The following is a 26514-nucleotide window of genomic DNA, read 5'->3' as shown; positions in this document are numbered from 1 at the left end:
TTGCTCGGCCTATCCGGTGTGGATGCCGCAGGTGTCCACCACGCGCTCGTCGGCGACCAAGCTCACCGCGATGTCGCGGAATTGGCTGTGCGCCACCATTATCACCACGATTCCAGCCTCCTGGATCGCCTCACGGAGGTCGACCAACTCGACATTGCGGAAGTTCGCCAGAGAGGCTGGTAGTTCGGTGATATTGGGCTCCACCGCTAGGATGCGCCGACCTGGGTTCTGCTCCGCGAGGCGCGCGGTGATCTGCGCCGCCGGCGACTCCCGCAAGTCGTCAATGTCCGGCTTGAACGCTAGTCCCAGGCTCGCGATGGGCGCGTCCGGCGCCACGTCAGCGAGCTTTTCCGACACTTTTTCCATCACCCAATTCGGCTTGTCGTCGTTGATCTCACGAGCCAGCCTTATGAGTTGCGAGTTTTCACGATCGGCAGAGACGATGAACCATGGGTCCACGGCGATGCAATGGCCGCCCACTCCCGGGCCGGGCTTAAGGATGTTCACCCGCGGGTGCCGGTTCGCGAGACTTATCAGCTCCCAGACGTCAATGCCCTGCCGGTCGCAGATTACGGAGAGCTCGTTGGCAAAGGCGATGTTCACGTCACGGAAGCTATTCTCCGTGAGCTTGGCCATCTCGGCTGTACGCGAATCGGTCATGTGAATGGTGCCCGTGCAGAACGTCGCGTACACGTCACGCGTACGTATCGTCGACGCTTCGGTAAGGCCGCCCACGATCCGGTCGTTCGATGCGAGTTCGGCGATGATCCGCCCTGGGAGCACACGCTCGGGGGCGTGCGCCATGTCCAGCCGGCCTTGCCCTTCGCCTGGCTCGATCGCGAGATCATGGCGTGCGGCGAGAATCCTCTGGGCCATGTACTCGGTGGTTCCTGGGGGCGAAGTCGACTCGAGAATCACCAGGTTCCCGTCCTTAAGTTGCGGGATGATGGCGTCCGTGGCGGCATCGATAAACTTCGCGTCCATCGAGTAGTCCTCGGCGAAGGGAGTGGGCACGGCCACCACATACACGTCGGCCTCGGGCGTCTCCTTAGAGGCGGTCAAGCTACCGGACTCGACCGCCGTCTTGAGCGCCACGTCCAGCCCCTCTTCGACGAACGGCAACTCACCGCGGGAGACCATGGCGATGGTCCGGTCGGACACGTCGACGCCGATGACCTCCCATCCGCGGAGCGCGAATACCACGGCGGTGGGTAGACCAATGTACCCGAGCCCGATCACGGCCAGCCGCCCGTTGGAGAGAGCACTGTCCGGATTCGTAGCTACGGCCGACTTGAACACTCGAGAACCACCTTTATCTGAGAGAGATCGCGACTCGTGCGAAGCCGCCGACCGTTCACGATAACAACCAGCCGACGAGCTGTTTACTTGTTCTCCCGGGCCTCCGCCGGAAGTGCGCTGGTTCACACCAAATCGCCGTCTCGGCGCGTCTTCGGAGTTCACCTGCCCTCAGAAGACATGCCCAACACAGTTTGTTTGGGCACGGTCCGCCACCGTGGGTTGCTGGCGAAGTCCTCGTAGCGACCAGCCGGGTCCCCGCTGTCCTGGTCAGCGCCCGTGCGGTACAGGCCGTCCTTCCCCCGACGCCGACGCCTCCGCGCGTGTCGAGAGATTAGGGTGGCCGGGGTGAACGACCACTGCTCCGTTTACGCCCGCCAGCTCGCCGAGTGGGCGTGGGCCGACTCCGTGATCGTCTCGCGCCCGACCAGCGGGACCGCGACAGCCGTCGTACTCCGCCACGGTCGCGCAAGGGCGACGACCCCGGCGTCCTGCGCTTCGACTTCCCCGGCGGCGCCGGCGACGAGTCCCTCGAGCAGATCAGCTGGGACGAGTGGTTCGAGAAGTTCGACTCGCAGGGGCTCGCCCTGCTGTACCAGGAGAAGAAGGCCAGCGGAGAGGGCAGCACCTTCTTCAAGCTCGTCAATCGCTGACCTTCTGCGGCCCGGCGCTCGGCGCTCCAGCGGAGTGAACCGCCAGCGGCCGCGGAAGGGGGGTCAGCGACCGCCGGCGATTCCATCGCACGACGCGCGGGTCGCGACCGGGAATGGTCCGCGTGTTCCGCGCGACGCGGCGGGGTCGGCGACATGAGGGGGGGATCATGTTTCGCCAACGAGGCCCACTATAGGAACGGCCGCGCCGGTTCACAAGCGTCAGTTATACGGAGGAAGGCTAAGTGTGTCATCGTCCAATCGTAGGACGATCCGAGACACGGACAGCGACCAGCGGTGTCGCTCGGCGGCGCCTCCGCCGTCCCGGACGGTGTCATCCGCTACCCCGCGGCATTCGGACGTGACCGCGCGCGCAATCGCGGCGACCGCGGGACCGGGAGGGAGGCTTGACCTCGTCCTCGTAGGCTTGTCGACCATGTCTGCGACCGCGAACCTACGCCAGGAGCTCGACGCCGCCCGGGACCGGTTCGAGCAGTACCGCGTCTCCGTGAGCGCGGCGTTCGACGATCGGCCCGCGGGCGAGCTGTCCCGGGCCGTCGAGGCGGTGCTGCCGGATCTGGCGTTCCATGAGGGGCAGGCGGTCGCGGCGGCGGTGGCTCTGGATCGGTTGGGCGCCGGCGCCGATCTGGCCGCGGTGATCCGGGCGCTGGACTTGTTGCTCCTCGAGCAGCAGGCCGCGCGGCGCAGCCGGGACTTCCTGGCCGGCGTGGCCCGGGTTCTCGCCAACGTGAGGCGGCGCGAGGCGGGTTAACCGCGGCCGCGCGCGCACCGGCGAGGGCGCCGGAGACAATGGGTGCATGGCATCCCCGGATCAGCGCGCCCAGTTCGAGCTCCTCGCCCCTCTCCTGGCCCGCGAGGGCGTCGATGTGTGGACCGCGTCCGTCGCTGACCTCGACGCCGGGATGGAGCGCGCCAAGCAGCGCCACGCTGCTGCGGTCGCCCGGGTCCGCGCTGTCCTGGACGCCCACGCCCGCGACGACGTCTCCGCCGCCGGCGCGCTCCTCGAGGAGCTGGAGCTGACCGCCGAGACCACTCCCCCGCCGATCCCCGACGCGTTGACCGTGGCGACGCGCTTCGCCCAGCTCGCCCAGACACTGGCGCCGCAGCTACCGGCGGACGTCATCGGCGCGGTCCGGGACCGGGCCCGGCTGGATGACGCTCCGGAGGGCATGGCCGAGCTGTGCGAGGCGGTGCTGCTCGACTGCGACGCCGCCACCGGCATCCGCACCGTGCTCCGCGAGCACGGGCCGGCGTCCGCCCTCTATGCCGCCGCGGCGATGACCGCCGCGGTCTTCAGCCTGTGGGCCGCGCACACCGGCGACTCCATGGACGAGCTCATCAGCGCGCACGCCTGAGCCGCGGACGCGAGCGGCCCGTCCCCGGTGCCGCATGACCCGCGCAGTTCACCGAGTGGTCGCGAAGGCAGCTTTTCGGACCGCTCGTCCTGCGAGAACTTGAGCGGGTGTGACCACTCGGTGGTCCCCACAAGTCCAACTTCTTCGCCCTCCCTTGCCACGGCCATTTTGGCGGGCGCCTTCGTCGCTGCGGCACTTCCGGCCGGTGTCTTCCCTGCCTAGCTGCTCGCGCTCATCGTGCTGGCGGCCTAACTGGCGGAGCCGGAGTTCTCGTCGTCGTCGTTGTCGTCGTTTCCTACACGGACCCGCGCTCGGCGCCCAGGTAGGCCAGCGCCGCCACCACCTGGGCGCGCGTCGCGGTGAGCAGCGTCGGCGCCTCCTCGGGGGCGAAGTGCGGCGAGTGGTTGGCCGGGATTTCCTGGCTCACCGCACCGCGAGCGACCGCGTCCCGGTAGCGGGCGGGATCCACCGAACCGACGGTCCAGTACGTGTACGGCACCCCGAACGCGTCCGGGATGAGCGAGAAGTCCTCCGACGCCGTGACCCGGCTCGCCTCGTACACCGCGCGCGGGCCGAAGTGCTCGACGAAGGCCGCGGTGACCGTGTCCGTGACCTCGGGGTCGTTGCGGGTGAGCGGGTACTGGTCGTAGTAGTGGAACTCCGGGTCGGCCGGTGCGCCGGCAGCAGCGCACTCTCCGCGGACGATGCGCTCGATCGCGGAGATCACCTGCTCGCGCACCGCCGGATCGTAGGTGCGGATGTTGAGCCGCAGCTCCGCCGAGTCCGGGATGATGTTGGCCTTAGCGCCCGCCGTGAGCGAGCCGACCGTCAGCACCGCGAACTCCCCCGGCTCCACCTCGCGCGAGACGACGGTCTGCAGGCGCAGGGCGATCGACGACGCCAACACCACCGGGTCCACCGCCGTGTGCGGCATCGACCCGTGCGCGCCCCGGCCGTGGATCGTGATTTTCAGCGAGTCGCCGGCCGAGAGGACCGGGCCCGCCACCGTGCCGATCGTGCCCGCCGCCGTGGGCATTACGTGCTGGCTCAGCGCGACATCCGGCCGCGGGACCCGCTCAAGCAGGCCGTCGTCGACCATCGCGCGTGCGCCTGCGGCCGTCTCCTCCCCCGGCTGGAACACCGCGATGTAGGTGCCGGACCAGGCTTGGCGGTTCTCGGCCAGGACGCGGGCGGCGCCCAGCAGCGCGGTCGCGTGCGCATCGTGCCCGCACGCGTGCATGACGCCCGGCGCCTGGGAGGAGTACTCCAGGCCGGTGTCCTCCTGGAGGGGCAGCGCGTCAATGTCGGCGCGGGCGAGGACGGTGGGGCCGTCGCTGCTGGCCCCGGCCCCAGCGGGGGCCGGGTTGCTGAGGACCGCCACGACGCCCGTCCCGCCGATGCGGTGGGGCGCCAGGCCCAGCGCGGTGAGCTCCTGCTCGATCCGGTCCGCCGTCGCGTGTTCGGCCATGCTGAGCTCCGGGTGACGGTGGAAGTGGCGGTAGAGGTCGCGGAGCCACGGGAGGGCGTCCGACACAGTGGCTTCCGTCGCGAACGAGGAGCCCACCATCAGGCGAGCCTTCGCGTGCGATTTCCTACTGCCCACGCCATCGCGGTCGAGTCGAGTGTGATCGTAACCAACCCCTTCGCCCTACCCTCAGACCGTACGTCAACTCGACGTCAGGCAGGTGAACAACAACTCGGCACGAGACTACTTAGTTCCAAGGTGCTAGCCGCCGACCGCATCTGCCATAAGCTACTAATAGCGGTGGCCCGATTTGGCACACGTGCGAATTACGTTGGCGTCCTCGCCGATCCGATCACGGAGCTACATGTTGGGCCTGGCCGCCAGCTGGTAGCACGTTCGGCGGAACCAAGTACGGAGGGGCCGACCAAGTCGTCAACTATCCAGACTTTTCCGACCCACTTAGCGCCTGCCGAATCGTGGCTATGCGTATCCTGCACATATGCCCTCGATCGGAGATCAGGCGATCAAGACTGCCGCGGACGATCGGCTCGATCGCGAGCAATTCGCAGCAGACGTGGCGCAGAGCATCCGCAGCATTGACAGCTCGCAAGGCTACGTCTTTGGCTTACTTGGCCCTTGGGGGTCAGGAAAGACCTCGCTCGGCAATCTAATCGTCGAAAAGCTGCAGCAAGAGCCCGCTATCCCAGTCGTGGAATTCAATCCATGGCTGTTTGCCGGCACCGAGAGCCTGATCGATTCTTTCTTCAAAGAGCTCTCCGCCCAGCTTCGCCTAAAAAATCCCGCGAGGTACAGCAACCTGGCAGATCAAATTGACAGGTACAGCCAGTTACTGACACCGCTCACTTGGATACCAGTTATCGGGCCGTGGGCTGGCCGAATCAAGACACTAGCCGGCGTGGCCAAATCGCTACAGAGCAATCGCAAGGACAGCGTTCATGAGCAGAGGACGAAGCTCTCCAATGCGCTAGACGGAAACGCCTCGCCCATACTGGTTCTAATTGATGACATCGACCGACTTAGCCGTCGCGAAGTCCAAGACATTTTCCGCCTAGTTCGACTAACCGCAAGTTTTCCCAACATTATTTACCTGCTCGCGTTTGATCGCGACAGAGTCGAAGCCGCACTTTGCGAGGAGGGCATGCCCGGCCGAAGCTACCTGGAGAAAATTATCCAGACCGTTTGGGACGTACCTGTCGTCCCGCACCATATCCTACTCGAGCAGCTAGTCGACGCGCTAAATCAGAGCTTAAAAGATGTCGCAAATTTCGAGCACTTCGACGAGACTCGGTGGCCCGACACTCTTGCTGAGATAATATCCCCGCTCATCAGGAATATGCGGGACGCCAAGCGCTACGCCGCATCAATCCCTGCCGCGGTAAGCGCCCTCCAGCATCAGGTCGACCTGGGCGATATATTAGCACTTGAGGCGTTGCGCATATTCTTGCCCGACACGTTCGCTGCCATGGCTCGAGCTCAGATGGCACTCACCTCGCCCGCTCCCCACTTCGGTGCAAACCAGGAGAATCCTGCTTTCAAGGCGCAAATAAATGAGCTACTAAGCTTGAACGAGGACAAGCGAGACGTCGTTCGAGCCGCCCTGCGCCGACTCTTCCCTGCCTCTGTCCGTCACTTCGAAAATAGCAGCTACGGACCCGAGTGGCGGAGGGTCTGGCTTAAAGAACGGAGGGTAGCTAACGCGGACATACTGGCACACTACCTCGCTCGAATTATGCCCGCCGGCCTCAGCGCCTTTAACGACGCAGAGCGTGCAGTTGACCTCGTGAGGGACCCAGCCTCCTTACGCGAGGTTTTAGCCTCAATTCACCGATGAAGTAGCCGGGGCGGTCGCTGGCATGGTCGTGGGTCGTGACCGTATGGAGGGCGTGTGAGGTCCGCCGGTCTGCCCGGCTTTCCACTTTGGTTCCTGGTCGTAGGTGCTGGAGTTGGGAGTCAGATCGGCACGTTGGGCCGGCGCGGGGAGAAGACGGTGTCGTAGAGCGCCTGCCAGGCTGTTTGCCATGGCCAGCTTTCGGGTAGATGGAGTCGGAGCCGCCGGGCTGAGGAGGCGATCCGGGCCGGGATGTTGATGAGTTTGCGGCGGATCGTCGCGGTCGTCGCGCGTGCCAGGCTCGAGCTTGTGGTCAGGGTGGCGGCGGCGCGGGTGAGGTTGAACGCCATGACGGCGCAGGTCAGCCAGGCGGCGTTGGCGTTGAACACGCCCGAGGGCAGGTGCGCCAGCGCGGAGGCTTTCAGGTCAGCGTGGACGTTCTCGATGATCGCGTGTGCGCGGTGGGTCTTGTCGGCCGCCACTGTGTCGTACTGCTCTACGGATGTAGTGGTGAAGAACGCATGGAACCGCCAGGTATCGAACAGGCTCGCCTGCCCACTTGCAGCCTTGGGATTCAGGTCGGGGATACGGCGCACCACGAGCCGACCCGGCACCTGGTCGTTCTTGGGCTTCGAGGTGAATGCGGTGAAGTCGACCTCGGCGACTTCGGCGCGGGAGATCCAACGGTTGGTGTGTTCGTCGAAGATCGCGTCGGTGTAGTTGATCGTGGTCCACGCGTCGTCGTCGATGGTGGCGATGGCACGTTTGACCGCCGGGTCCATGCGTACGGTGACCGAGACCTCGGCTCCGGCGGCCAGGCAGGCGGTGACCATGCTGTGGGAGTAGAACGCCGAATCGCCTCGGACCAGCACGTCACGGCCGTGAAGGTGGGTGCGGCGGATCAGTGCCAGCGTGTCGGTGGCCAGCCGGGCAGCCCCTCGCGGGGACCCGGCAGAGCCCTTGCGCAGCCGTTGAGCGGCGATCACCGGAGCAGCCTGCTCGGTGGAGACCGTGGCCAGCAGCGCGTTCAGGCCACGTACCCCGGAGTAGCCGAACGAGGCGCCCTGCTTGGCGTGTCCGTAGACCTCCACGATCGTGTCGTCGATATCGACCATCACCGTCCCGGTGTCCGACTCATGACCGAGCAGTCCGGTGTGTTCGGCCAGTGCGCGCACGAACCGCGAGGCGATCGCATCGGTTTGGCGGACGTGGCCGAAGGTGAACTGCCGCAGGAACGATCCCAGCGTCGAAGGGGCGTACGGGCGGTCGAAGAGTGTGCCCATCGCCCCGTGGCGCAGCAGGGCCATGTCGTCGATGCTATCCGCGCCTGCGGCCATCCCGGCCACGAGCGAGGCCAGTTTCACTCCACCGTTGGAGCCCTTGTCGGTGGGCACGCTCAGATGCTCGTCACCGAGCCGGTGCAGGCCCGCCCGGTCGGCGAGTTTCATCAGCGGCACGAGGCCGGCGCCCGACACGAGGTTGGGCTCATCGAACGTCGCGAAGCTTACGGGCAGAGTGTGAGATAGTTGCATCTGCGGGATGCCCTTCTTGAATTGGCGATACGGACCTTAAGCAAGTCGTATCTTGCCAGTTCAGAAGGGCATTCTCGCGTTCCCACACCGCGCTAGAAGTTCATCTCATCGGTGGATCCAGGTTTAGGCGCCTTGGAACCGACGCGTCTACGCGATCTAATTTCCGCCCTAGAGGACTTCGAAGGTGAATTCCCCATAGACGGCCTCGATGACGCTATAGCGACATTATTGAATTTTATCCCGAGGCTCCCCGAGCCCGAACAGGGATTGCTCTCTATCGGGTCAAGCTTCCTGGTGTCCCGGGTCGCCCTACGCATGCTTCGCCAATACGACGGGCCCGAACGAACTCAGCGAGCCGTCGAGAATATTCTCCCTGATCTAGAATCTCTTAGCGCGGAGCGGGAACTAATCGACCTCATTGGCCACCTAGAAGGAGCGGGCCACAAACTAGTTCCGGAAGAGGTCGCACAGAAATTGCAGATGCAGTTCCTCGCAAAACTTCGAGGGGCCTCGTTGGAGCATCTAGAGAGAGAATACGACCTGGCAAGTGTATTGCTGGCACCGAAGCACTACGCTAACGACCCTGTCTTCAGGGTTCCCGTAGGCGCTGCACCGGAGCTCCATCTAGCAGTGTTTCGCGCCTTCACCTCGGAGATTCGCAAACAAGGATTCGGCGACAGGGCCGTGCGTCGCGTACCGACACTATCCTGGGACATTCTCATGGATATATACGGGGACGAAGAGACCATTCAGAAGGTTATCGATACCGCTCGCGACGCGGATACTGATGGTTCGGACGCGACGATCGAGCTTGTCGAAAAGTACCTTTCCGGCTGGCGGCCCCCGACCTTTGGTCAGGGCAACGACTAGTCGCGGTCCATTACATAGTGCGCAATATGGCTGATGATTCAGCCTAGCTCCTTAGGGGCAACTGTCGTTGACTAACTATCCGTTTCACTGCATCAAGGCCCAGTAGAATCGACACCGCAGCGTGCGCAAGAGCGCTTGTACAGCGCTGGCATTGCCATCGAATAGATTCGTCGAGCATGGCCAGCTTAGGCCGACTTCTTGGCGGGTGTCTTGCGGGCCGTCGACTTTTTCGCGGGCGCCTTCTTGGCCGTGGATTTTGAGGCTGTCGACTTCTTCGCCGTGCCCGAGCTGGAGCTGCCGGAGTCCGACTTGGAGGACGTCGACTTCTTGGCAGTCGACTTCTTGGCCGCGGCCTTTTTGGCGGGCGCCTTCTTCGCCGCAGTCTTCTTGGCCGGTGCCTTCTTTGCCGAGCCACTTCCGCTCTTCTTACTGGCGGTCTTCTTGGCGGAGCCGGAGTCCTCGTCGTCGTCGTCCTCGTCGTCGTCCTGGTCGTCGGCGTCGTCGGCCTTACCGCCCCGGTCCTTCACGCTCGCCCGCAGGGCCGCGAGGAGATCGGCCACCTCGTCGTCACCGTCATCGTCGCCTGAGGTGCCCTTCTCCTCCACCGTGAACGCCTCACCGCCGGCCGCCTTGGCCTCGATGAGCTCCTTGAGCTGATTCTGGTAGTCGTCCTCGTACTTCTCCGGCTCGAAGTCCGCCGCCATGGTCTCGATGAGCGACGCCGCCATCTTGACCTCCTGCGGCCGGACCTTCGCTTCCTTGTCCAACCCCTCCAGGATCGCCGGGCGGATCTCATCGGGCCACAGCAGCGTCTGCAGCATGAGCACGTCCTTGTACACCCGCAGGGCGCAGAGGCGCGTGCGGTTACGCAGCGTGAACGTGCAGATCGCCAGCCGGTCCGTCTGCTGCAGGGCCTCCCGCATCAGCACGTACGCCCGGTTGGACCGCGATGCCGGCTCCAGGAAATAGGCGCTGTCAAAGGCCACCGGATCCACCTGATCCGCCGGGACGAACTCCGTCACCTCGATCTCGTGGGACTGCTCCACCGGCAGGCTCGCCAGGTCCTCCTTGGTGAGGATGACCATCTCGCCGTCCTCGGACTCATACGCCTTGGCGATGTCCGAGAACTCGACCTCCTCGCCGTTGTCGTCCCGCACCTTCTTGTAGCGGATGCGCACGCCGTCGGGAGTATGCGACAGACGGGGGCTCGGGGCAGCCGGGCGCCGGTGCCCCCGGTTAAGAAGGCCTCCGTAGCCTGTATCCGTGAGACCACGCTCCCGACGCCGCCGCAGCATCGTGGTGCTCGCCCTTGTCCTGGTGGCGGGGCTGCTGGTCACGGGACTGACCGCCACGCGAGCCGTGCTCTTTCCCCAGGTCGACTCGCCAGAACGCGTCGACGCGATCGTGGTGGTCGCTGGCGCAAGTGACGACCGCTACGTCTACGCCCGCAGCCTCGCCGAAGGGGGCGTGGCCGACCACATCCTCGTCTCCCAGCCGCCGAGCGGCACCGGACGCTACGCCGCCGCAATCGAGTCCTACTGCGCCTCCACCCCGGTGACCGCCCGCGACGGTCGTCGGATCAATGTTGAGTGCTTTGCCCCCGACGTGGACACCACCGAGGGTGAGACCACCGCCGCCATCCGCATCGCCCGCGAGCGCGAGTACAGCTCGCTGCTGGTGGTCACCTATTGGGGCCACGTGTCGCGGGTGCGAATGTACTTCGAGCAGTGCTTCGACGGACCCGTCTACGTAACCGACACGCCCCGGCCGTTATCCAAATCGAGAAAGGACGCCCTGCTGCACGAGACGGGTGGCTACCTCAAGGCGTTCATCACGCCGGCCTGTTGAGAGTGCGTGCGTCGCGGTACGACGCCGCCGGGAGTGGTGGACCGACGGCGCGCGCGGCAGAAAGCTGAAAGGTGGCATGCCTCCGTGGGCGCTGGTTTCCCAGCCGATTATCAAACGCCACCGGGTAGGCACCGAGTGCCTAACGAGCTCAAGACGATTGAGTCGCCGGGGCCGCGGAGGGGGAGCCCGCAGCCGCCGGCGACTCTGTCGCGCACGATGAAGGATCGCGACCAAACGAGGTCAGCGTAGTCCGCACCGTTGCGGAGCCGGCGACACCTCGAGGGGGGATAAGGCTACGCCACCGACTGCCAGCGACAATATCCGCAGAGTGGCTACTACACAACTGTCAAGTTTGTATGCACGCCTAACGACTCAAGGCCCGTCAGGGCGGGCCTCCGCCTCCCGCAGCGCGCACAGACGGGCCCGGCCAACCTGTTGATTCATCGGCAGCGCGAGTCGATCGCGTCCTATGGTCAACCAACACCTCCGTATCCCCTCACGAAGGACCACCATGACCACGCAGACCATCGACATCCCGCACCTGGGCGGCTCGACCATCGGCTACCGGTTCGGCCGCGACTACGACCCCTCCCTGCCCACCCTGGTGATGTCCAATTCGTTCACCACCTCCGTCGAGCTGTACCGACCGCAGTTCGCCGACGACACGCTCGGTTCGCGGATGAACCTGCTGGCGATCGAGCCGTACGGGCACGGCGCCACCCGTTCGCGATACCGGCACTTCACCTACTGGGACAGCGCGATCGCCAACCTCCAGGTCCTCGACGCACTGGGCATCGACACCACATTCGCCCTGGGCACCTCGCAGGGCGGCTGGATCGTCACCCGGATGGCGCTGCTCGACCCCGACGCAATCCGCGGCATCGTCGTGGTCGGGACCTCGATGGACTACGAGAGCCAGGCCAGCATGGACCGCGGCTGCTGGGACGGCTCCGACTTCTGCAGCCCCGCGATCGACGCACTCGCGGCCCCCGTCGGCGACGACTGGGTGGTCGACGACGACTTCGTCCTGGGCGTCCTCGCCGCCGGCCTCGGCGAGAACGTCTCCGACGCGGAGAAGCAATTCTGGCTGGAGACCTACCGCACCAACTATCGCGGCGACGACGGCCGGCACCGCCTGCGCACCGCCAGCATCAACCTCCGCGACCGAGACGGCCTCGAAGCCCGGCTCGACGGCGTCACCTGCCCGGTCCTGTGGCTCCAGGGCACGGCCGACCAGGTGTACTCAGTGGCCAACGCCGAGGACGGCATCACGCGGTGCACCACCTCCCCCTCCGCCGAACTCCAGATCGTCGACGGCGGACAGCACTTCCTCACGGCCTCCGATCCCGACACCGCCAATACCGCCACCCTGGCATTCGTGGAGAAGTGGAGCTGACGTCACCGCGCAGTGAGCGACTCCCCGACCGCCTGGACATACGGGTACTCGTCGCCGAACAGCAGCTGATCGGCCTTCGCCCGCCGGAAGTAGTGATGCAGCGGATGCTCCCAGGTGAACCCGATCCCCCCGTGCACCTGGATCGCCTCCTCCGCCGCCGTCATCGCCGCCCGCGAGGCCAGCACCCGGGACGACGCGGCGAGGTCGGCCACCTCCGCCGCGCTCGGCCCGTCAGAACCCTGCTCGGCGCCGCCCGAGGCGTCCAGCACGGTGGCCTCGGCCAGCTCGATCGCGACGAGCAGGTCCACGAGCTTGTGCTTGATGCCCTGGAAGGAGCCGATCGTCCGCCCGAACTGCTGACGCGTCCCGGCATACTCCACCGCCATCTCCAGGCACCTCCGCGCGAGGCCCACCTGCTCCGCGGCCAGCGCGATGAGGATGCGCGAGCGCACCCCCTCGAGACGCGACGCGACATCCGTCCCCGAGATGCGGCGCACCGCGGCTTATCCCGGTCGAGTCCCGCGAATAGCCTCTCGGATAACCCGGTTCCGTGCCTACTATCGCGAGAAGGTTGATCTCTTGCACACGATCCCACCTAGAACAGAACGGACCTACCGTGACCTCTGCTGTCGCCAATATCGCCGCCTGGACCTTCGTCGCAGAGTGCCCGATTCCAGAAGATATCGGGCCTCTGCTCGTTCAGGGTGAGCAGCCGATCGCCGCGTACAAGACATTCCGCGACTCGGCGATCTTCACCACCAAGCGCCTCATCGTGCGGGACGCACAGGGACTGACAGGCAAGAAGGTCGAGATCTACTCCCTGCCGTACAACGCGATCAACATGTGGTCGTCCGAGAACGCGGGGAGGATGCTCGACTTCAACTCCGAGCTCGAACTGTGGACACGGGCCGGCCACATCAAGATCAACCTGAACCGGGGAGTCGACATCCGAAAGCTAGACCACCTCATCGCGCATGTCGTCCTGAACGGGTAGCCCGTCGCTAGACGTTGTAGCTAGGCCTACTTCTTGGTCGGAGCCTTCTTCGACGCCGTCTTCTTGACCGGGGTCTTCATCGCCGAGCTCGAGCTGCTCTTCTTGGCCGACGACTTCTTCCCGGAGCCGGAGCCCTCGTCGTCGTCGTCGTCGTTGTCGTCTGCGTTGCCGCCGCGGTGCTTCACACCCGCCCGCAGGGCGGCAAGCAGGTCGGCGACCTCGTCGTCACCGTCGTCGTCGCTCGCCTCCTCGCGCTCCTCGACCGTGAACGCCTCTCCCCCGGCCGCCTTGGCCTCGATGAGCTCCTTGAGCTGGAGCTGGTAGTCCTCCTCGTACTTCTCCGCCTCGAAATCCCCGTGATCCGGACGCGGCCGAGGCCGCGATGGAGGTGTTCGCGAGCGCTCCGCCCGGCACTACCGCCGCTACCTGGCCGACGTCATCTCCCAGCCCGTGAAGTGGGAGCTCTAGCTCATACCCCGTGACGCGCCAGGTAAGCGGCGGTGGCGGCGTCAGCGGGAAGGAACGTTTCAATGACCAGTTCGGACAAGGTGACATCCAGAGCGGTTCCGAACGTTGCCATCATCGCCAGGAACGACAGACGCGCATCGCCGACCTGTACGAGCAGCGGAACATACACGGGATTCGCATCGGTGTCGGTCGGCTGTCGGTCGTCGGAACCGTGGTGGGGGTAGGCGGCCAGCTCATCGTGTAGCGAGAGCATCTCGGTGTCAGCGAACGCCAGCGCACTCCGACGAAGTCCGCCGAGCACGAATGCGCGCCACTGAGAGAGGTTGGCGATGTGAGGTGCCATACCCTCCGGATGCAGCGTCATGCGCAGAGCGTTCAGTGGTCGCTCAGCGAGTAGATCCGGGGAGACGACCTGGGTGAGGACACCGACCGCAGCGTTGGTCTCGATCACATTCCACATCCGGTCCACCGCCAGGGCCGGGTACGGCTCGTGGGCTGCGAGAATCTCGCGCACCGCAGTCCGAGCCGATGCCATTCCGGGAGAATCCAGGTCATTCTCGGAGTAGCGCGGCGCGAAGCCGGCGGCCATCAACAGTTGATTGCGGTCCCGCAAGGGGACTTCGAGGTGCTCCGCTATCCGAAGCACCATGTCCCGGCTGGGTTGGGACCGCCCGGTCTCCACAAAACTGAGGTGACGAGTGGAGATGGCGGCCTCGTTGGACAACTCGAGCTGGCTCACTCGCCGATGCATGCGCCATTGCCGGAGCAGTGCGCCGACAGAAACGGAGGCAGCGGTGCCGGTGTTCGTCGTCATGGGACAAGTCTGTCCCAGTGAACGACCCGGTTCCATGACCTCCCAGGTAATCGACGCCACGACTCGGCTGAGTTCAAAGTGGAGTCCGGACGATCGGAACCGCCGATAGTCCGACTTCGTGGGAGGGCGACATGACCGACATCTACTACGCGGACGATCTCGAACCCGGCCAACTGATCCCACTCGGGAGCTACACCATCACTGAGGAGGAGATCGTCACCTACGCGCGCCAGTGGGATCCGGTGTTCATCCACACCGACCCGACCGCGGCCGCGACAACCCCGCTCGGTGGCGTCATCGCCAGTGGGCTACACACCTTGGCGATCTACCAGCGCTTGGCCGTGCCCGCCTTCTGGTCCCGTTTCACGGGAGGGGTGGGACGCGGTTTCGAGATTCAGTTCCGTCGGCCGGTGCGGCCGGACACCACGTTGATCGGACACCTGACAGTGCAAGAGATGACTCCACGACCCGAACGCGGCGATGCAAAAGTCACCATAACCGCAGAACTCGCCGACACCAGCGGCGAGACCGTTCTCGAGCTGACCAACCATTCCGTACTCCCGCTCCGCAGCGCCGGTGCGCGTGGTCGTCCCGGGCTACATTGGCGCACGTAGCGTCAAGTGGCTCGAGGGGATCGCGGTCCGCAGCACTCCCTGGGCCGGCTACTTCCAAGACGTGGTTTATCGGCTGCTGCGCGAAGACCAGTCACCTGCGCCCGGGATCGGGATGCCCCTGGGCCTGGTGGCCCTGAATTCCGACGTGGTGTCCCCGGCCGACGGTGCCAGGGTCGCCCCGGGGCCGTTGGAGATCCGCGGTTACGCCTTCTCCGGCGGCGAGCGGTCGGTCTCTCGCGTCGACGTCTCGCTGGACCGTGGAGTGACCTGGGAGCCGGCCGAGTTGTTGAACGACCATTTTTCGCGCATGGGACACCTCGGCCGCCACACAGCCAGAGGACGAAGCCGCGCTGGGGAACCCCAAGGGGTCCGTCAACAACGCCCGCCCCCGCATCACCGTGCACGCGGTGTCGCCCGATGAGCGCAACAGGCAACCTGACGGCTAGGTCCGCACCCCGCACTGCGACGCGGTTTCAGCATCCCGCGCCGGGTCGCACCGCGAACGGATCCCGCTGCGGCACCTCCGCGCACCGATCCTCACGATGAAGACACCCCATGCGTCCGTTCTGGAGTCAGGCGAACTATCGCAGGGCTTCGCCGAGGCGAGCGGCGGGCGTGAGGTCGGCGGCGAGACCGCCGCCGGTCGCAGCCCGGGCAAGAGCGCGACCCAGCGCAGGTGCCTGCTTGAACAGATTGTGACCGGCCACAAAAATGACAGAGCCTGCCTCCCACACGGCCACGCCGTCCTCGCTCCATGGGAGGTCGGTCACCCAGCAGTGAAGAAAGTCGCGCGGCTCTGGGTGGAGACCGGGCAGCGCCCGTGTCACGTATTCGCGCGCGCGTTCGTCCAGCGATCGAATCGCCGCAGGGTCGATGAACGTTCCGTCGTCGCGGACGCCGACGGTTTCGCTGAGTCCGACCGAATAACTGCTGTTGCCCGGTAGCGGCGTCGCGTACACGCCGACTTCGCCGAAGACGCCGCTGCTGTCCTGCAGGCACGCGACTCGTGCCGGGGCGGCGGCTTTCACGTCGAAGGTCAGCCGGACGTGTGCGGCAAGGCGAACCGGCAGCGACAGGCCGACGCTGCGGGCCAGGCGGGCGGTTTCGCGGCCGGCGCACACGACCACCTTGGAGTAGACAGCCCGGTCGGTGACGCTGCGCACCTCGACCGTCCCATCGGCGCGGGGATCGATGGAGATGACCTCTGCGGTGGTGACGGCATCTGCGAGGGCACCCGCGAGTGCCGTGATCGCGGTGCGGGTGCGGATCGCGCCGCCCGACTCGTCGAGCACCGCTGGCCCCGAGTACCCAGCGAGCAGCGGCATTCGCTGGGCGAGCTCGGCTGCATCGATCTCGTGCGCTTCCACGCCGCCGACCTGGTCGAGCACCCGCAGCCGCGCCAGGGCGCTCTCGCCGATCGCTACGACACCGTCTGATGAGACCAGCTCGACGTCGAAGTGTTCGGCCCACTCATCCCATACGCCGCGGCTTTCGCGCGCGAAAGCGACGAGCCGCGGGTCGTCGTGGGCATGCCGGAAGATCCGCGACTCGCCCGCGGACTGACCCGTTCCGGGCAGACCGGCCTCGTACAAGCGCACCGGCACGCCCTGCTCCCGCAGCGCGTACGCCGTTGACAGACCGACGATTCCGCCCCCGATCACTGCTACCTCGGGTGAACGCGTCGGGGCAACGTCGTCGTCAGTTCCTGTCATCGCGGTTCCTCGATCTGTTGGGGATGGGCGATAGGCCGCAAGAGAAGGGGCCGCTGCCGCGTCATGGGCGGGCTGTGTCAGCTCGCTGACGCCGCGCAGCGACCCCTCCGCTCGGGTCTCGTGCTCCGAATCCGTGGTGTCAGGCGGGGAGCTTGGAAGCCAGGACGTCGAGCTTCTCGATCGTGGGTTCGGAGAACAACGTGCCGGTGTTTTCGCCGAGCGCTTCCGCCACGGGTCCGGACAGGTGGGCGTCACGTCCGGCGTCGTCCGGAAAGACGTCGAAGATTCCGAACGAGGTCGGCCCGAGGCGGATCGCGAACCACGCGGTGGTGGCCTGCTCTCCCTCGACAAGCGCACGGCCGCTGTCGAGGAAGTCCTTCACCTCGTCCTCCTTGCCGGGCAACGCGTCGAACCTGACCAGCAATCCCTTGGTCACACTCATGATGTCTCCTCTTCCTTTGTCGTGGTGCCCGCGAGTTGGGACACGAGCGCGTCGCAGAACGCCGACAGATCGTCGGGCGAGCGGCTGGTGATGAGATTCTTGTCGACCACGACCCCCTGGTCGACGACGTTCGCGCCGGCGTTGCGCAGGTCCGTGCGGATGCTCGGGAAGGACGTCAGGGTGCGACCAGTGACCACACCGGCCTCGATCAACGTCCAAGGCCCGTGACAGATCGCCGCCACTGGCTTACCGCTCTCGACGAAGTCGCGGACGAAGGCGACAGCGTCTTGTTCGACCCGGAGCTTGTCGGGGTTCACCGTCCCGCCCGGAAGCACCAAGGTGTCGTAGTCGGCCACCGAGGCCTCGGCCACCAGCCCGTCGACGCTGAACGTCCCCGCCGGATCCAGATCGTTATCGCGGGCCTGGATCTCGCCCTCGCCGACCGAGAGGATCTCTGTCTGCGCGCCGGCCCGGTCCAGTGCCTCGCGGGGTTGCTCGAGCTCGACGCGTTCGACCCCGTCCGCGGCGAGGATCGCGACTCGCCTGCCCTGCAGATCTGCTGCCACGTCAGTTCGCCTTCTTTCCGCTGGACATACCTGGCTTGATGACGACCTTGGTCCAGCCCTCGGACCTGGCGTCGAAGTTCCTGTAGGCGTCGGCGGCCTCTTCCAGCGAGATCTCGTGGGAGACGATCCAGGACGGCTTCGCCTTGTCAGCCGCGATGAGGTCGCGGAGCCGACGGTTGTACTTCTTGACCGGGGCTTGACCGTTGCCCATGGTCTGCCCCTTGAACCAGTGGGTGCCGAAGTCGATGGCCGCCTTGCCCTGCTTGGCCAAGTCGTCCTTGGCGCCTGGATCCTGGGGGACGAACACGCCGACGGTGCCGATCCCGCCGGTGAAGCGCACCGCGTTGATGAGCATGTTCAAGGTGGCAGCCGTGTCTTCGTTGCCCTGAGGATCATGGGCCTGATAGCCCACGCACTCGCAGCCACGGTCGGCTCCGAGCCCCATCGTCTCGTCCAGCACCGCCTGCACCGGGTCGGTCTTGGAGTCGTCGATGGCGATTGCTCCGATCTGCTCGGCCAGCGCGAGCCGGTCGGGGTGGCGATCGACCACCATGACCTTCGCAGCCCCCTTGATCGTCGCGGACAGGGCAGCCATCAGCCCCACCGGTCCGGCCCCGGCGATCACGACGCTGTCGCCCGGGATCACGCCGGCCATCTCGGTGGCGTGGTAACCGGTGGGGAAGATGTCGGAGAGCATGACGTAGTCGTTCTCCTTCTCCTGCGCATCCTCACCCAGGCGCAGCGCGTTGTGGTCGCCGAAGGGGACCCGGAGCAGCTCCGCTTGGCCTCCGCCGTACGAGCCCATGTCCGCAAATCCGTATGCCGCACCGGCGGCCGACGGGTCAGGCTGCGTGGTCAGGCAGTAATTCGTGAGACCGCGCTCGCAGTTCTTGCAGAACCCGCACGAAATGTTGAAAGGCAGCACGACCCGGTCGCCCACCTTGACCTTCTCCACGCCCTTACCGACTTCCACCACCTCCCCCATGTTCTCGTGGCCGAACGTGCGGCCCTGCTCGAAGGAGGTCCGGCCCTCATACATGTGCAGGTCCGAGCCGCAAATATTGGTCGATGTCACCTTGACCAGCACATCGGTGGGACGTTCGATCTTCGCGTCCGGAACATCCGTGACCGCGACATCTCTGGGCCCCTGATAGACGACAGCCTTCATGGCGAGTCTCCAATGGTTGTGCTTGGCAAACCTCTGACTTCCTCACACTCACACGGGGACGATGCCGCGTCAACCGAATGGAGGCCAACAGGCTATGCCTCACGCCGCCCAACAGACGCCACCACCGCGGCCGCCCCCGACCAGCTACCCCAAGACTCACAGTGTGAAGTGGGCCGCCGTCTGGGATTGGGCAAAGAGACCGTGCGGAGGTGGGCGGTGCAGGCCGACATCGACGCCGGCGCACGCCCCGGCGTCAGCACCGACGAGGCCGCCGAGATTAAGCGACTCAAGGCCGAGAACCGGCGACTGACCGAGGACCTGGAGATCATGCGCCGGGCCTCGATCTTCTTTGCGGGGGAGCTCGACCCCCCGCAACCGGTGATCTGCGAGTTCATCGAGCAGATGAGAGCCGAGGGGCACGGGGCCCGAGTCGATTTGCCGTGGTCTGCGCAAAGCAGGTCTGCAGATCGCCGCTCGCACCCATCGGATGTGGACCTCCCCCGGCGGGCGGTAGCGGCCCGGGTCGTCAGCGACGCCGAAGTGGAGGACGTCGTCCGGCAGCTGGTGTAAAAGCCTGATGCGCAGGGACGCCGGAGGATGCAGCCAGCCGGGCTGTACGGGCATCGCAAGATGCTCGCCGAGGTACGCCGGGCCGGGCTGGCCACAGCGAGTCCGGGCGCGGTGGACCGTGCGATGCGCACGCTGGGCCTATCCGGGGTGGTTAGCCCCGGGCTAGCCCGCCGGCGGCCGGTGGGACCTGGTCGACCTCACCGCCACCTACGTCGGCGACGAGCTGGGCACCACTACCCTCATCGGCGTCTCGTACGTGACCGAGGACGGCACGGTCATCCAGTGATACGACCACCTCGCCGTCGTCCCCCACGCCCTGAACGGCGAGCTGTACCCCGGAGGCACCGCCACCGACAAGGTAGGAATAGCCGTACCAGTCGACGACGACGAGGGCCTCCTCCGCCTGGAGACCCACGGTCACACCGAGCTCGTGTCTGTCGACTCGGGCTGACCCCGGATCGAAAGAGCGCATGACCACCTGGACCACCCGCGCAGAGACCGACGCGGACATCCCCGCGATCCGCGACATCATTCTGCGCGCCTTTCCCACCGCCGCCGAGGCCGACATCGTCGACGCCCTCCGCGCTGACCCTGCCGCGTGGATCGACGGGCTGTCGATGATCGCCGCAACCACCGACGGACGTCCGGTGGGCCACGCGCTGCTCACCCGCTGCCACGTCGGGGACGAGCCCGCCCTCCGGCTTCGGCATCCGCGCGTCGTTCGACGTCCCCGACGAGGCGTTGATGGCCCTGCCCCTCGACGACTCCCCTGCTGTCCCGGGCGGCGTCATCCGCTATCCCGCGGCGTTCGGGGTGTAACCGCGCGCGCAGTCGCGGCGACCGCGGGACCGTGAAGGCGGGGTGACCTCGTCGTCGTCGTAGGCTTGGCGACCATGTCTCCGACCGCGAACCTACGCCAGGAGCTCGACGCCGCCCGGGACCGATTCGAGCAGTACCGCGTCTTCGTGAGCACGGCGTTCGACGATCGGCCCGCAGGCGAGCTGTCCCGGGCCGTCGAGGCGGTGCTGCCGGACCTGGCATTCCATGAGGGGCAGGCGGTCGCGGCGGCGGTGGCTCTGGATCGGTTGGCCGCCGGCGCCGATCTGGCCGCGGTGATCCGGGCACTGGATCTGCTGCTCCTCGAGCAGCAGGCCGCGCGGCGCAGCCGGGACTTCCTGGCCGGCGTGGCCCGGGTCCTCGCCAACGTGAGGCGGCGCGAGGCGGGTTAGCCGGGTGGTCGGCGCCGGCGGGTTTCGCCGGGCGGCCGGGGCCGGCCAGCCGGGGCCACCGCGCGCAGCGGCGGCCGATCGGGCAGGCGGGGGCGGCCGGGCACGCCCCGGCAGCGCGACCGGAGACAATGGGTGCATGGCATCCCCGGAACAGCGCGCACAGTTCGAGCTCCTCGCCCCTCTCCTCGCCCGCGAGGGCGTCGATGTGTGGACCGCGTCCGTCGCTGACCTCGACGCCGGGATGGAGCGCGCCAAGCAGCGCCACGCCGCCGCGGTCGCCCGGGTCCGCGCTGTCCTGGACGCCCACGCCCGCGCCGACATCTCGGCCGCCGGCGCGGTCCGGGACCGGGCACGTGTGGCTGACGCTCCGGAGGGCATGGCCGAGCTGTGCGAGGCGGTGCTGCTCGACTGCGACGCCGCCACCGGCATCCGCACCGTGGTCCGCAAGCACGGGCCGGCGTCCGCGCTCTACGCCGCCGCGGCCATGACAGCGGCGGTCTTCAGCCGGTGGGCCGCACACACCGGGGACTCGATGGCTGAGGTCATCGCCGCGCACGCCTGAGGGGCGGGCGCGAGCGGCCCGTTCCCGGTACCGCATGACCCGCGCAGCTCACCGAGTGGTCACAAAGGCAGCTCTTCAAACCTTTCTACCTGCGAGAACTTGAGCGGGTGTGACCACTCGGCGGTCCCCGCAAGTGCAACTTCTTCGCCCTGCTTTGCCACGGCCATTTTGGCGGGCGCCTTCGTCGCTGCGGCACTTCCGGCCGATGTTCTTCCGGCCGAGCTGCTCGCGCTCACCGTGCTGGCGGCCTCACTGGCGGAGCCGGTGCGCTCGTCGTCGTTGTCGTCGTTCTCTATACGCCCCGGCGCTCCGCGCCCAGGTAGGCCAGCACCGCCACCACCTGGGCGCGTGGCCGTGAGTAGCGTCGGCTCCTCCTCCGGCGAAGTGCGGCGAGTGGTTGGCCGGGATCTCCTGACTCACCGCCCCGCGGGCGACCGCGTCTCGATAGCGGGCGGGATCGACCGAGCCGACGGTCGGCGGGGTTGGAGGGGGTGGCCATGGCGACCAGCTTGCTCCTCACGAGCAGCGAGGTGCACCGGTCCGAAGCTCACCGAGTGGGCGCAAACGCAGCAGTTCCGGCGATGCGTCCTGGGAAAACGTGGGCAGGTGTGACCGCGCGATGGGACTGCTACACGGTGGGCGCGGTCAGGCCGACTTCTTGGCCGGCGTCTTGCGGGCCGTCGACTTCTTAGCCGGGGCCTTTTTCGCGGTGGACTTTGAGGCTGTCGACTTCTTCGCCGTGCCCGAGCCGGAGCTGCCGGAGTCCGACTTGGAGGACGTCGACTTCTTGGCAGTCGACTTCCTCGCCGCGGCCTTCTTTGCGGGAGTCTTCTTCGCCGCCGTCTTCTTGGCCGGGGTCTTCTTCGCCGAGCCGCTTCCGCTCTTCTTGCTGGCGGTCTTCTTGGCGGAGCCGGAGTCCTCGTCGTCGTCGCTGTTCTTGTCGTCGCCGTCGTCGTCCGATTCCGCGTCGGCCTTGCCGCCGCGGTCCTTCACACTCGCGCGCAGGGCGGCCAGGAGGTCGGCGACCTCGTCGTCGCCATCGTCATCCGAGGCCTCCTCGCGCTCCTCGACCGTGAACGCCTCTCCCCCGGCGGCCTTGGCCTCGATGAGCTCCTTGAGCTGCAGCTGGTAGTCGTCCTCGTACTTCTCCGGCTCGAAATCCGCCGCCATCGTCTCGATCAGCGACGCCGCCATCTTGACCTCCTGCGGTCGGACCTTCGCCTCCTTGTCCAGGCCCTCCAGAATCGCCGGGCGGATCTCATCCGGCCACAGCAACGTCTGCAGCATGAGGATGTCTTTGTACACCCGCAGCGCGCACAGACGGGTCCGGTTACGCAGCGTGAACGTGCAGATCGCCAGCCGGTCCGTCGACTCCAGCGCCTCGCGCATCAGCACGTACGCCCGGTTGGAGCGCGACGCCGGCTCGAGGAAGTACGCGTTGTCGAACGCCACCGGATCCACCTGATCCGCCGGGACGAACTCCGTCACCTCGATCTCGTGGTTCTGCTCCACCGGCAGGCTGGCCAGGTCGTCCTTGGTGAGGATGACCATCTCGCCCTCTTCGGACTCGTACGCCTTGGCGATGTCGGAGAACTCGACCTCCTCGCCGTTGTCGTCGCGGACCTTCTTGTAGCGGATGCGGACGCCGTCCTTCTTATCGACCTGCCGCGCGTGCAGATCATGGTCCTCCGTCGCCGAATACACCTTGACCGGCACGTTCACCAGACCAAAGGAGACCTCGCCCTTCCAGATGGATCGCATGGGATGAGTATGCGATATCGGGACGTGTGGCGCCGCCGGTCGCAGGCAGGCGCACCTGGAATGCTGTGGTCCATGCCCGCCGACGTCGGTCCCCTCCTCCTGCTGGTAGCGGCGGCGTCCGTCATCCTTGGGACGGTCCTGCAGCGGGTCAGCGGGATGGGGGTCGGGCTCGTGGTCTCTCCGACGTTGGCGCTGCTGCTGGGGCCCGTCGCCGGAGTGCTGCTGACCAACATCACGACCACCGTCTCCGCGGCCCTCATCGCGATCACGCTGTGGCGCGACATCGACTGGCGGCGGTACGTGAGCCTCGCGCCGCTGATCGTCGTGGGGTCCGTGCCCGGCGCCCTCCTCGTGGGCGCTGCCGACCGCAGCTGGCTCGAGGTGGTGATCGGCGCGGTTCTGCTGGGCACCCTCGTCTTCACAGCACTCGTGCGCATCCCGCCGGTGGGCGGCCGGTGGCCGGCTGCAGTCGCTGGGACGGCCGGAGGATTCCTCAACACCGCGGTGGGCGTGGCCGCGCCCGCGATGCTCGTCTACGCGCAGGCGACAGGCTGGAACCAGCGGTCCTTCGCCGCCACCCTGCAGCCGATCTTCTTCACCATGGGCGCGACCTCCGTCATCACCAAGGTCGGCCTCGGCGCCGCGCCGATCTCCGGATTGCCGCCGATCGGCGTGATCGGGCTCGTCGTGGCGATGGTTCCGATCGGCATTCTCCTGGGCGGCATGGTGGCCACGCGGGTGTCCGCGACGGTGGGGCGACGGGTCGCCGTCGTCGTCGTCACCCTCGGGGCTCTCACCCTCCTCGGGCGAGGGATCGGGGGGTTGGCCGGGGTCCTCTGAACGGGGGCGGACCTCGCCGTGACGGCCGACGCGCCGCGGGCCTGTTCGCGCCGAGGAGACACAATGGGGCCATGGCATCCCCGGAACAGCGCGCACAGTATGAACGATTCGCCCCGCTCCTGGTCCGAGAAGGCGTCGACCTACAGACCGCGACCGTCGCCGACCTCCAGGCCGGCATGGAACGCGCGCAGCAGCGCCACAAAGCCGCCGTCGCGCAGGTCCGGGCCGTTCTCTACGCCCACGAACGGGGCGACACCTCGGCCGCCGGCGAGCTCCTCGAGGCCCTGGAGCTGACCGCCGATACCTCTCCCCCGCCGATCCCCGACGCCCTGACCGTGGCCTCCCGCTTCGGCCAGCTCGCCCAGTCGGTGGCACCGGATCTGCCCGCCGCCGTGATCGCCACAGTCCGCGACAGCGCACGGCTTCCTGACGCCCCGGACGGCATGGCCGGCCTGTGCGACGCGGTCCTGCTCGACTGCGACGCAACCTCCGGCATGCGCACCGCGATCGGCGAGCACGGGCTGGCCTCCGCCCTCTACGCGGCCGCCGCCATGACCAGCGCGGTGTTCAGCCTGTGGTCGAAGCAATCGGGGCGGTCGATGGACGACCTCATCAGTAGCCACGCCTGAGCGGCGGGACGGCCACGCGGGTGTCAGCGACGGTGGGGCGACCGGTTGCCGTCGTCGTCACCCTCGGGGCTCTCACTCTCAACCACCGGCCACGAACGCTCGGGCCGCGGCCATGACCTCGCGGTGCTGACCTTCTGCGAGCGCCTCCGCCGGTGAGACGTCGTCGAGCTGCGGGTTCATACCCATGAACCACGCGCGCACCGTTTGCGGTGCATCGACAGTTTGAATCAGCTGGAAAACCTGGAACGCGACTCGCAGATTCGCCTCTCCTGATGCGCGAGCTGCAGCCCCCTCGGCCCAGCGGTTGACGGTGCGCCGGTCGACCCCGGCGATGTGCGCTGTCAGCGCAGAGCCGAGGTGATCGATCAGGAAGCGGGCGATGTCCTGAGTCGACCCAGTCACAGCGCTGCGGTGCGCCGCGCTCGACCGAGCGCCTGCATTGGTGTCCGTGGCCATTTCCGTAGCTCCCCACTAAGATGACGCGCTTCTCTTGTCCCACCAATGTCCCATAAATGCCCGCCCTGCGTCAGGGCGCCGAGAGCGCTCGCTGACACTCGGCCAAGAGTCGTTCGCGGTCCTTGCGCCACACCTGCCCCGAGAAGTCAGCCTGCAGAGGGCGCGGCTCGTCGTCGTCGTCACATAGCCACACCACCCCACGCCGACGTGCCAGGCGGCGCTACCGCCCCGATCAGTTGGCGCTACTGCTGAGACCTCGGGGGTTGGCCGGAATGTTCTAGATGGGCACGTGGTTACTCGGCGGGGAAACAGTCGCTCGTACCACCAATCCAGCGGAGCCGTCCAGACTCACGGGTCCCGCGGGAAAGAGGAACAATGACCGTCTCAACCAGCACCGTCCGCGCCGTCGGAGTGACGACCTACGGGGGCCCAGACGCCCTGCAGGTCGTCGACGTCCCCGCCCAGGAACTCGGGCCGACCGAGGTTCGCGTCCGCGTCACGGCCGCCACCGTCAACCCCACCGACACCTACACGCGCAACGGTTCTCGCTCGAAGACCGGAACCCCACGCGGAGCTGCAGACGTCCCGGGCATGGACATCGCGGGAACTCTCGTTGAGATCGGCGAGAACGCGCAGACCTCCCTCTCGGTCGGCGACCGGGTCATGGGGATCGTGGTCCCCCGCGACGAGCACGGTGCGTACCGCGAGGACATCGTCCTGCCCGCGCAGTCGGTCGCCGCCGCGCCCCGCGATGCCGACGACGTCGCCGCGTCGACCCTCCCGATGAACGGGCTCACCGCCCGGCGCGCTCTCGACCTGCTGGGGTTGAAGCCCGGTGAGGTGCTCGCGGTCACCGGAGCGGCTGGATCGACCGGTGGATACGTAGTGCAGCTGGCCAAGCATGCCGGCCTCGTCGTTGTTGCCGACGCATCTGAGGCGGACGAGAAGCTGGTCCGGTCCCTCGGCGCCGACCAAATCGTGCGGCGCGGCGACGGCGTCGCCGACCGCATCCTCGAGCTCTACCCCGACGGCGTCGACGGCCTCTTCGACGGAGCCGTGCAGGACGCCGCCGTACTCCCCGCGGTCAAGACCGGTGGCGGGGTCGCGACGGTGCGGTGGTACCAGGGCGACGGCAGCCGCGACCTCAAGGTCCGCGCCGTGAGCGTGGCCGATATGGCCGAGGAGCAGGACAAGCTCGCCGAGCTGCGGCAGTTGGCGGAAGACGGCGTCGTCACCCTCCGTGTCGCGGACAGCTACGCGCCCGAGGACGCGTGGCGGGCGCACGAGCGACTCGAGGCCGGCGGGACGCGGGGGCGGTTGGTTATCGACTTCACGCGGTGATGGTGGGGGCGCAGCGTGGGCCCGTCGCGAGCCGGTTTCGGTCGCGGGCCGGCGTCGTCAGTCGTA

At 66.9% G+C, this 26514-nt stretch carries 29 protein-coding genes and 2 pseudogenes; 17 read left to right on the top strand and 14 right to left on the bottom strand.

Annotation, left to right across the window (positions count from 1 at the left end):
* Positions 1 to 9 precede the first annotated feature (9 nt).
* The gene (gene wecC / locus CK206_RS14870; RefSeq protein ID WP_254050614.1) at positions 10 to 1299 is read right to left on the bottom strand and encodes a UDP-N-acetyl-D-mannosamine dehydrogenase; all 1290 of its coding nucleotides are present in this window, start codon (positions 1297 to 1299) and stop codon (positions 10 to 12) included.
* A 392-nt stretch (positions 1300 to 1691) separates the two neighbouring features.
* On the opposite strand from wecC, the gene CK206_RS14865 reads away from it, so the two are divergent.
* From CK206_RS14865 to CK206_RS14855, 3 genes are all read left to right on the top strand, one after another.
* Complete coding sequence (locus CK206_RS14865) at positions 1692 to 1949, top strand: hypothetical protein (protein WP_216824140.1); 258 nt, start codon at positions 1692 to 1694, stop codon at positions 1947 to 1949.
* Positions 1950 to 2382: 433 nt separating this feature from the next.
* On the top strand, positions 2383 to 2718 hold the full coding sequence (locus CK206_RS14860; protein ID WP_096907494.1) for a hypothetical protein: 336 nt from the start codon (positions 2383 to 2385) through the stop codon (positions 2716 to 2718).
* A gap of 46 nt (positions 2719 to 2764) precedes the next feature.
* The gene (locus CK206_RS14855) at positions 2765 to 3322 is read left to right on the top strand and encodes a hypothetical protein (RefSeq protein ID WP_096906858.1); all 558 of its coding nucleotides are present in this window, start codon (positions 2765 to 2767) and stop codon (positions 3320 to 3322) included.
* Between the two features lie 295 nt (positions 3323 to 3617).
* On the opposite strand, the gene CK206_RS14850 is transcribed toward CK206_RS14855, so the two are convergent.
* Positions 3618 to 4889 (bottom strand): M20 family metallopeptidase, encoded by a 1272-nt coding sequence (locus CK206_RS14850; protein WP_096906857.1) that lies wholly within the window; start codon positions 4887 to 4889, stop codon positions 3618 to 3620.
* Between the two features lie 397 nt (positions 4890 to 5286).
* On the opposite strand from CK206_RS14850, the gene CK206_RS14845 reads away from it, so the two are divergent.
* The gene (locus CK206_RS14845; RefSeq protein WP_096906856.1) at positions 5287 to 6639 is read left to right on the top strand and encodes a P-loop NTPase fold protein; all 1353 of its coding nucleotides are present in this window, start codon (positions 5287 to 5289) and stop codon (positions 6637 to 6639) included.
* A gap of 119 nt (positions 6640 to 6758) precedes the next feature.
* Here the strand turns inward: CK206_RS14845 and CK206_RS14840 are convergent, their stop codons facing one another.
* Positions 6759 to 8168, bottom strand: a complete 1410-nt coding sequence (locus tag CK206_RS14840; RefSeq protein ID WP_069389547.1) for an IS1380 family transposase — start codon at positions 8166 to 8168, stop codon at positions 6759 to 6761.
* 132 nt (positions 8169 to 8300) lie between these two features.
* On the opposite strand from CK206_RS14840, the gene CK206_RS19655 reads away from it, so the two are divergent.
* On the top strand, positions 8301 to 9038 hold the full coding sequence (locus CK206_RS19655; protein ID WP_143337744.1) for a hypothetical protein: 738 nt from the start codon (positions 8301 to 8303) through the stop codon (positions 9036 to 9038).
* 185 nt (positions 9039 to 9223) lie between these two features.
* On the opposite strand, the pseudogene CK206_RS14830 reads toward CK206_RS19655, so the two are convergent.
* Positions 9224 to 10240: pseudogene (locus tag CK206_RS14830) on the bottom strand (Ku protein); the annotation flags it as partial.
* A 61-nt stretch (positions 10241 to 10301) separates the two neighbouring features.
* Here CK206_RS14830 and CK206_RS14825 point away from each other — a divergent pair.
* Together CK206_RS14825 and CK206_RS14820 are read left to right on the top strand one after the other, a co-directional pair.
* Complete coding sequence (locus CK206_RS14825) at positions 10302 to 10886, top strand: YdcF family protein (RefSeq protein WP_254050613.1); 585 nt, start codon at positions 10302 to 10304, stop codon at positions 10884 to 10886.
* A 511-nt stretch (positions 10887 to 11397) separates the two neighbouring features.
* Positions 11398 to 12282, top strand: coding sequence for an alpha/beta fold hydrolase (locus CK206_RS14820; RefSeq protein WP_096906854.1), 885 nt, complete (start codon positions 11398 to 11400; stop codon positions 12280 to 12282).
* 2 nt (positions 12283 to 12284) lie between these two features.
* Here the strand turns inward: CK206_RS14820 and CK206_RS14815 are convergent, their stop codons facing one another.
* Positions 12285 to 12779, bottom strand: a complete 495-nt coding sequence (locus CK206_RS14815; protein WP_096906853.1) for an acyl-CoA dehydrogenase family protein — start codon at positions 12777 to 12779, stop codon at positions 12285 to 12287.
* Positions 12780 to 12898: 119 nt separating this feature from the next.
* On the opposite strand from CK206_RS14815, the gene CK206_RS14810 reads away from it, so the two are divergent.
* Positions 12899 to 13276, top strand: coding sequence for a PH domain-containing protein (locus CK206_RS14810; RefSeq protein WP_096906852.1), 378 nt, complete (start codon positions 12899 to 12901; stop codon positions 13274 to 13276).
* 26 nt (positions 13277 to 13302) lie between these two features.
* Here CK206_RS14810 and CK206_RS20465 read toward each other — a convergent pair whose 3' ends face one another.
* Positions 13303 to 13461: a hypothetical protein gene (locus CK206_RS20465; RefSeq protein WP_254050612.1), complete on the bottom strand. Its 159-nt coding sequence runs from the start codon at positions 13459 to 13461 to the stop codon at positions 13303 to 13305.
* A 284-nt stretch (positions 13462 to 13745) separates the two neighbouring features.
* Positions 13746 to 14558, bottom strand: a complete 813-nt coding sequence (locus CK206_RS14800) for a helix-turn-helix domain-containing protein (protein ID WP_096906851.1) — start codon at positions 14556 to 14558, stop codon at positions 13746 to 13748.
* A 131-nt stretch (positions 14559 to 14689) separates the two neighbouring features.
* Between CK206_RS14800 and CK206_RS14795 the strand changes: the two genes are divergently transcribed.
* Together CK206_RS14795 and CK206_RS20790 are read left to right on the top strand one after the other, a co-directional pair.
* Entirely contained in the window at positions 14690 to 15172 is a 483-nt protein-coding gene (locus tag CK206_RS14795) for a MaoC/PaaZ C-terminal domain-containing protein (RefSeq protein WP_096906850.1), read from the top strand.
* On the top strand, positions 15135 to 15593 hold the full coding sequence (locus CK206_RS20790) for a molybdopterin-dependent oxidoreductase (protein ID WP_096906849.1): 459 nt from the start codon (positions 15135 to 15137) through the stop codon (positions 15591 to 15593). Before CK206_RS14795 ends, CK206_RS20790 begins: the two co-directional genes overlap by 38 nt.
* Positions 15594 to 15753: 160 nt before the next feature.
* Here the strand turns inward: CK206_RS20790 and CK206_RS14785 are convergent, their stop codons facing one another.
* From CK206_RS14785 to CK206_RS14770, 4 genes are all read right to left on the bottom strand, one after another.
* Entirely contained in the window at positions 15754 to 16884 is a 1131-nt protein-coding gene (locus CK206_RS14785; RefSeq protein ID WP_173674802.1) for an FAD-binding oxidoreductase, read from the bottom strand.
* Positions 16885 to 17023: 139 nt separating this feature from the next.
* The gene (locus CK206_RS14780; RefSeq protein WP_061917455.1) at positions 17024 to 17326 is read right to left on the bottom strand and encodes a putative quinol monooxygenase; all 303 of its coding nucleotides are present in this window, start codon (positions 17324 to 17326) and stop codon (positions 17024 to 17026) included.
* Positions 17323 to 17892, bottom strand: coding sequence for a type 1 glutamine amidotransferase domain-containing protein (locus CK206_RS14775; RefSeq protein ID WP_096906848.1), 570 nt, complete (start codon positions 17890 to 17892; stop codon positions 17323 to 17325). Before CK206_RS14775 ends, CK206_RS14780 begins: the two co-directional genes overlap by 4 nt.
* Position 17893: 1 nt before the next feature.
* On the bottom strand, positions 17894 to 19060 hold the full coding sequence (locus tag CK206_RS14770) for a glutathione-independent formaldehyde dehydrogenase (protein ID WP_096906847.1): 1167 nt from the start codon (positions 19058 to 19060) through the stop codon (positions 17894 to 17896).
* 216 nt (positions 19061 to 19276) lie between these two features.
* Between CK206_RS14770 and CK206_RS14765 the strand changes: the two genes are divergently transcribed.
* A complete protein-coding gene (locus CK206_RS14765) occupies positions 19277 to 19630 on the top strand; it encodes a hypothetical protein (RefSeq protein ID WP_096906846.1) in 354 nt (117 codons plus the stop codon).
* A 151-nt stretch (positions 19631 to 19781) separates the two neighbouring features.
* Here CK206_RS14765 and CK206_RS14760 read toward each other — a convergent pair whose 3' ends face one another.
* Positions 19782 to 20051 (bottom strand): hypothetical protein, encoded by a 270-nt coding sequence (locus CK206_RS14760; protein WP_096906845.1) that lies wholly within the window; start codon positions 20049 to 20051, stop codon positions 19782 to 19784.
* A gap of 49 nt (positions 20052 to 20100) precedes the next feature.
* Between CK206_RS14760 and CK206_RS14755 the strand changes: the two are divergent.
* From CK206_RS14755 to CK206_RS14745, 3 genes and pseudogenes are all read left to right on the top strand, one after another.
* Positions 20101 to 20449, top strand: a pseudogene (locus CK206_RS14755) (GNAT family N-acetyltransferase).
* A gap of 74 nt (positions 20450 to 20523) precedes the next feature.
* Entirely contained in the window at positions 20524 to 20859 is a 336-nt protein-coding gene (locus tag CK206_RS14750; protein ID WP_096906844.1) for a hypothetical protein, read from the top strand.
* Between the two features lie 136 nt (positions 20860 to 20995).
* Positions 20996 to 21421, top strand: coding sequence for a hypothetical protein (locus CK206_RS14745; protein WP_096906843.1), 426 nt, complete (start codon positions 20996 to 20998; stop codon positions 21419 to 21421).
* Positions 21422 to 22066: 645 nt separating this feature from the next.
* Here CK206_RS14745 and CK206_RS14740 read toward each other — a convergent pair.
* On the bottom strand, positions 22067 to 23182 hold the full coding sequence (locus CK206_RS14740; RefSeq protein WP_096906842.1) for a Ku protein: 1116 nt from the start codon (positions 23180 to 23182) through the stop codon (positions 22067 to 22069).
* 72 nt (positions 23183 to 23254) lie between these two features.
* Here CK206_RS14740 and CK206_RS14735 point away from each other — a divergent pair, with 72 nt between their 5' ends.
* On the top strand, positions 23255 to 24022 hold the full coding sequence (locus CK206_RS14735; RefSeq protein WP_254050611.1) for a sulfite exporter TauE/SafE family protein: 768 nt from the start codon (positions 23255 to 23257) through the stop codon (positions 24020 to 24022).
* A 71-nt stretch (positions 24023 to 24093) separates the two neighbouring features.
* Positions 24094 to 24651, top strand: coding sequence for a hypothetical protein (locus CK206_RS14730; protein ID WP_173674801.1), 558 nt, complete (start codon positions 24094 to 24096; stop codon positions 24649 to 24651).
* A 78-nt stretch (positions 24652 to 24729) separates the two neighbouring features.
* On the opposite strand, the gene CK206_RS14725 is transcribed toward CK206_RS14730, so the two are convergent.
* Complete coding sequence (locus CK206_RS14725; RefSeq protein ID WP_096906840.1) at positions 24730 to 25107, bottom strand: hypothetical protein; 378 nt, start codon at positions 25105 to 25107, stop codon at positions 24730 to 24732.
* 375 nt (positions 25108 to 25482) lie between these two features.
* On the opposite strand from CK206_RS14725, the gene CK206_RS14720 reads away from it, so the two are divergent.
* The gene (locus CK206_RS14720) at positions 25483 to 26448 is read left to right on the top strand and encodes an NADP-dependent oxidoreductase (RefSeq protein ID WP_096906839.1); all 966 of its coding nucleotides are present in this window, start codon (positions 25483 to 25485) and stop codon (positions 26446 to 26448) included.
* Positions 26449 to 26514: the final 66 nt, after the last annotated feature.

This window comes from Dietzia sp. WMMA184 (genome assembly GCF_002441635.1).
GTDB lineage: Bacteria > Actinomycetota > Actinomycetes > Mycobacteriales > Mycobacteriaceae > Dietzia > Dietzia kunjamensis.
This window is presented reverse-complemented; position numbering and strand designations above follow the sequence as displayed.

Coding starts and splice junctions, on each gene's coding strand:
- CK206_RS14860 (WP_096907494.1), top strand. CDS start 2,383: ATGTCTGCGACCGCGAACCTACGCCAGGAGCTCGACGCCGCCCGGGAC.
- CK206_RS14855 (WP_096906858.1), top strand. CDS start 2,765: ATGGCATCCCCGGATCAGCGCGCCCAGTTCGAGCTCCTCGCCCCTCTC.
- CK206_RS14850 (WP_096906857.1), bottom strand. CDS start 4,889: ATGGTGGGCTCCTCGTTCGCGACGGAAGCCACTGTGTCGGACGCCCTC.
- CK206_RS14845 (WP_096906856.1), top strand. CDS start 5,287: ATGCCCTCGATCGGAGATCAGGCGATCAAGACTGCCGCGGACGATCGG.
- CK206_RS14840 (WP_069389547.1), bottom strand. CDS start 8,168: ATGCAACTATCTCACACTCTGCCCGTAAGCTTCGCGACGTTCGATGAG.
- CK206_RS14820 (WP_096906854.1), top strand. CDS start 11,398: ATGACCACGCAGACCATCGACATCCCGCACCTGGGCGGCTCGACCATC.
- CK206_RS14800 (WP_096906851.1), bottom strand. CDS start 14,558: ATGACGACGAACACCGGCACCGCTGCCTCCGTTTCTGTCGGCGCACTG.
- CK206_RS14795 (WP_096906850.1), top strand. CDS start 14,690: ATGACCGACATCTACTACGCGGACGATCTCGAACCCGGCCAACTGATC.
- CK206_RS14785 (WP_173674802.1), bottom strand. CDS start 16,884: ATGACAGGAACTGACGACGACGTTGCCCCGACGCGTTCACCCGAGGTA.
- CK206_RS14780 (WP_061917455.1), bottom strand. CDS start 17,326: ATGAGTGTGACCAAGGGATTGCTGGTCAGGTTCGACGCGTTGCCCGGC.
- CK206_RS14770 (WP_096906847.1), bottom strand. CDS start 19,060: ATGAAGGCTGTCGTCTATCAGGGGCCCAGAGATGTCGCGGTCACGGAT.
- CK206_RS14750 (WP_096906844.1), top strand. CDS start 20,524: ATGTCTCCGACCGCGAACCTACGCCAGGAGCTCGACGCCGCCCGGGAC.
- CK206_RS14745 (WP_096906843.1), top strand. CDS start 20,996: ATGGCATCCCCGGAACAGCGCGCACAGTTCGAGCTCCTCGCCCCTCTC.
- CK206_RS14740 (WP_096906842.1), bottom strand. CDS start 23,182: ATGCGATCCATCTGGAAGGGCGAGGTCTCCTTTGGTCTGGTGAACGTG.
- CK206_RS14735 (WP_254050611.1), top strand. CDS start 23,255: ATGCCCGCCGACGTCGGTCCCCTCCTCCTGCTGGTAGCGGCGGCGTCC.
- CK206_RS14730 (WP_173674801.1), top strand. CDS start 24,094: ATGGCATCCCCGGAACAGCGCGCACAGTATGAACGATTCGCCCCGCTC.
- CK206_RS14725 (WP_096906840.1), bottom strand. CDS start 25,107: ATGGCCACGGACACCAATGCAGGCGCTCGGTCGAGCGCGGCGCACCGC.
- CK206_RS14720 (WP_096906839.1), top strand. CDS start 25,483: ATGACCGTCTCAACCAGCACCGTCCGCGCCGTCGGAGTGACGACCTAC.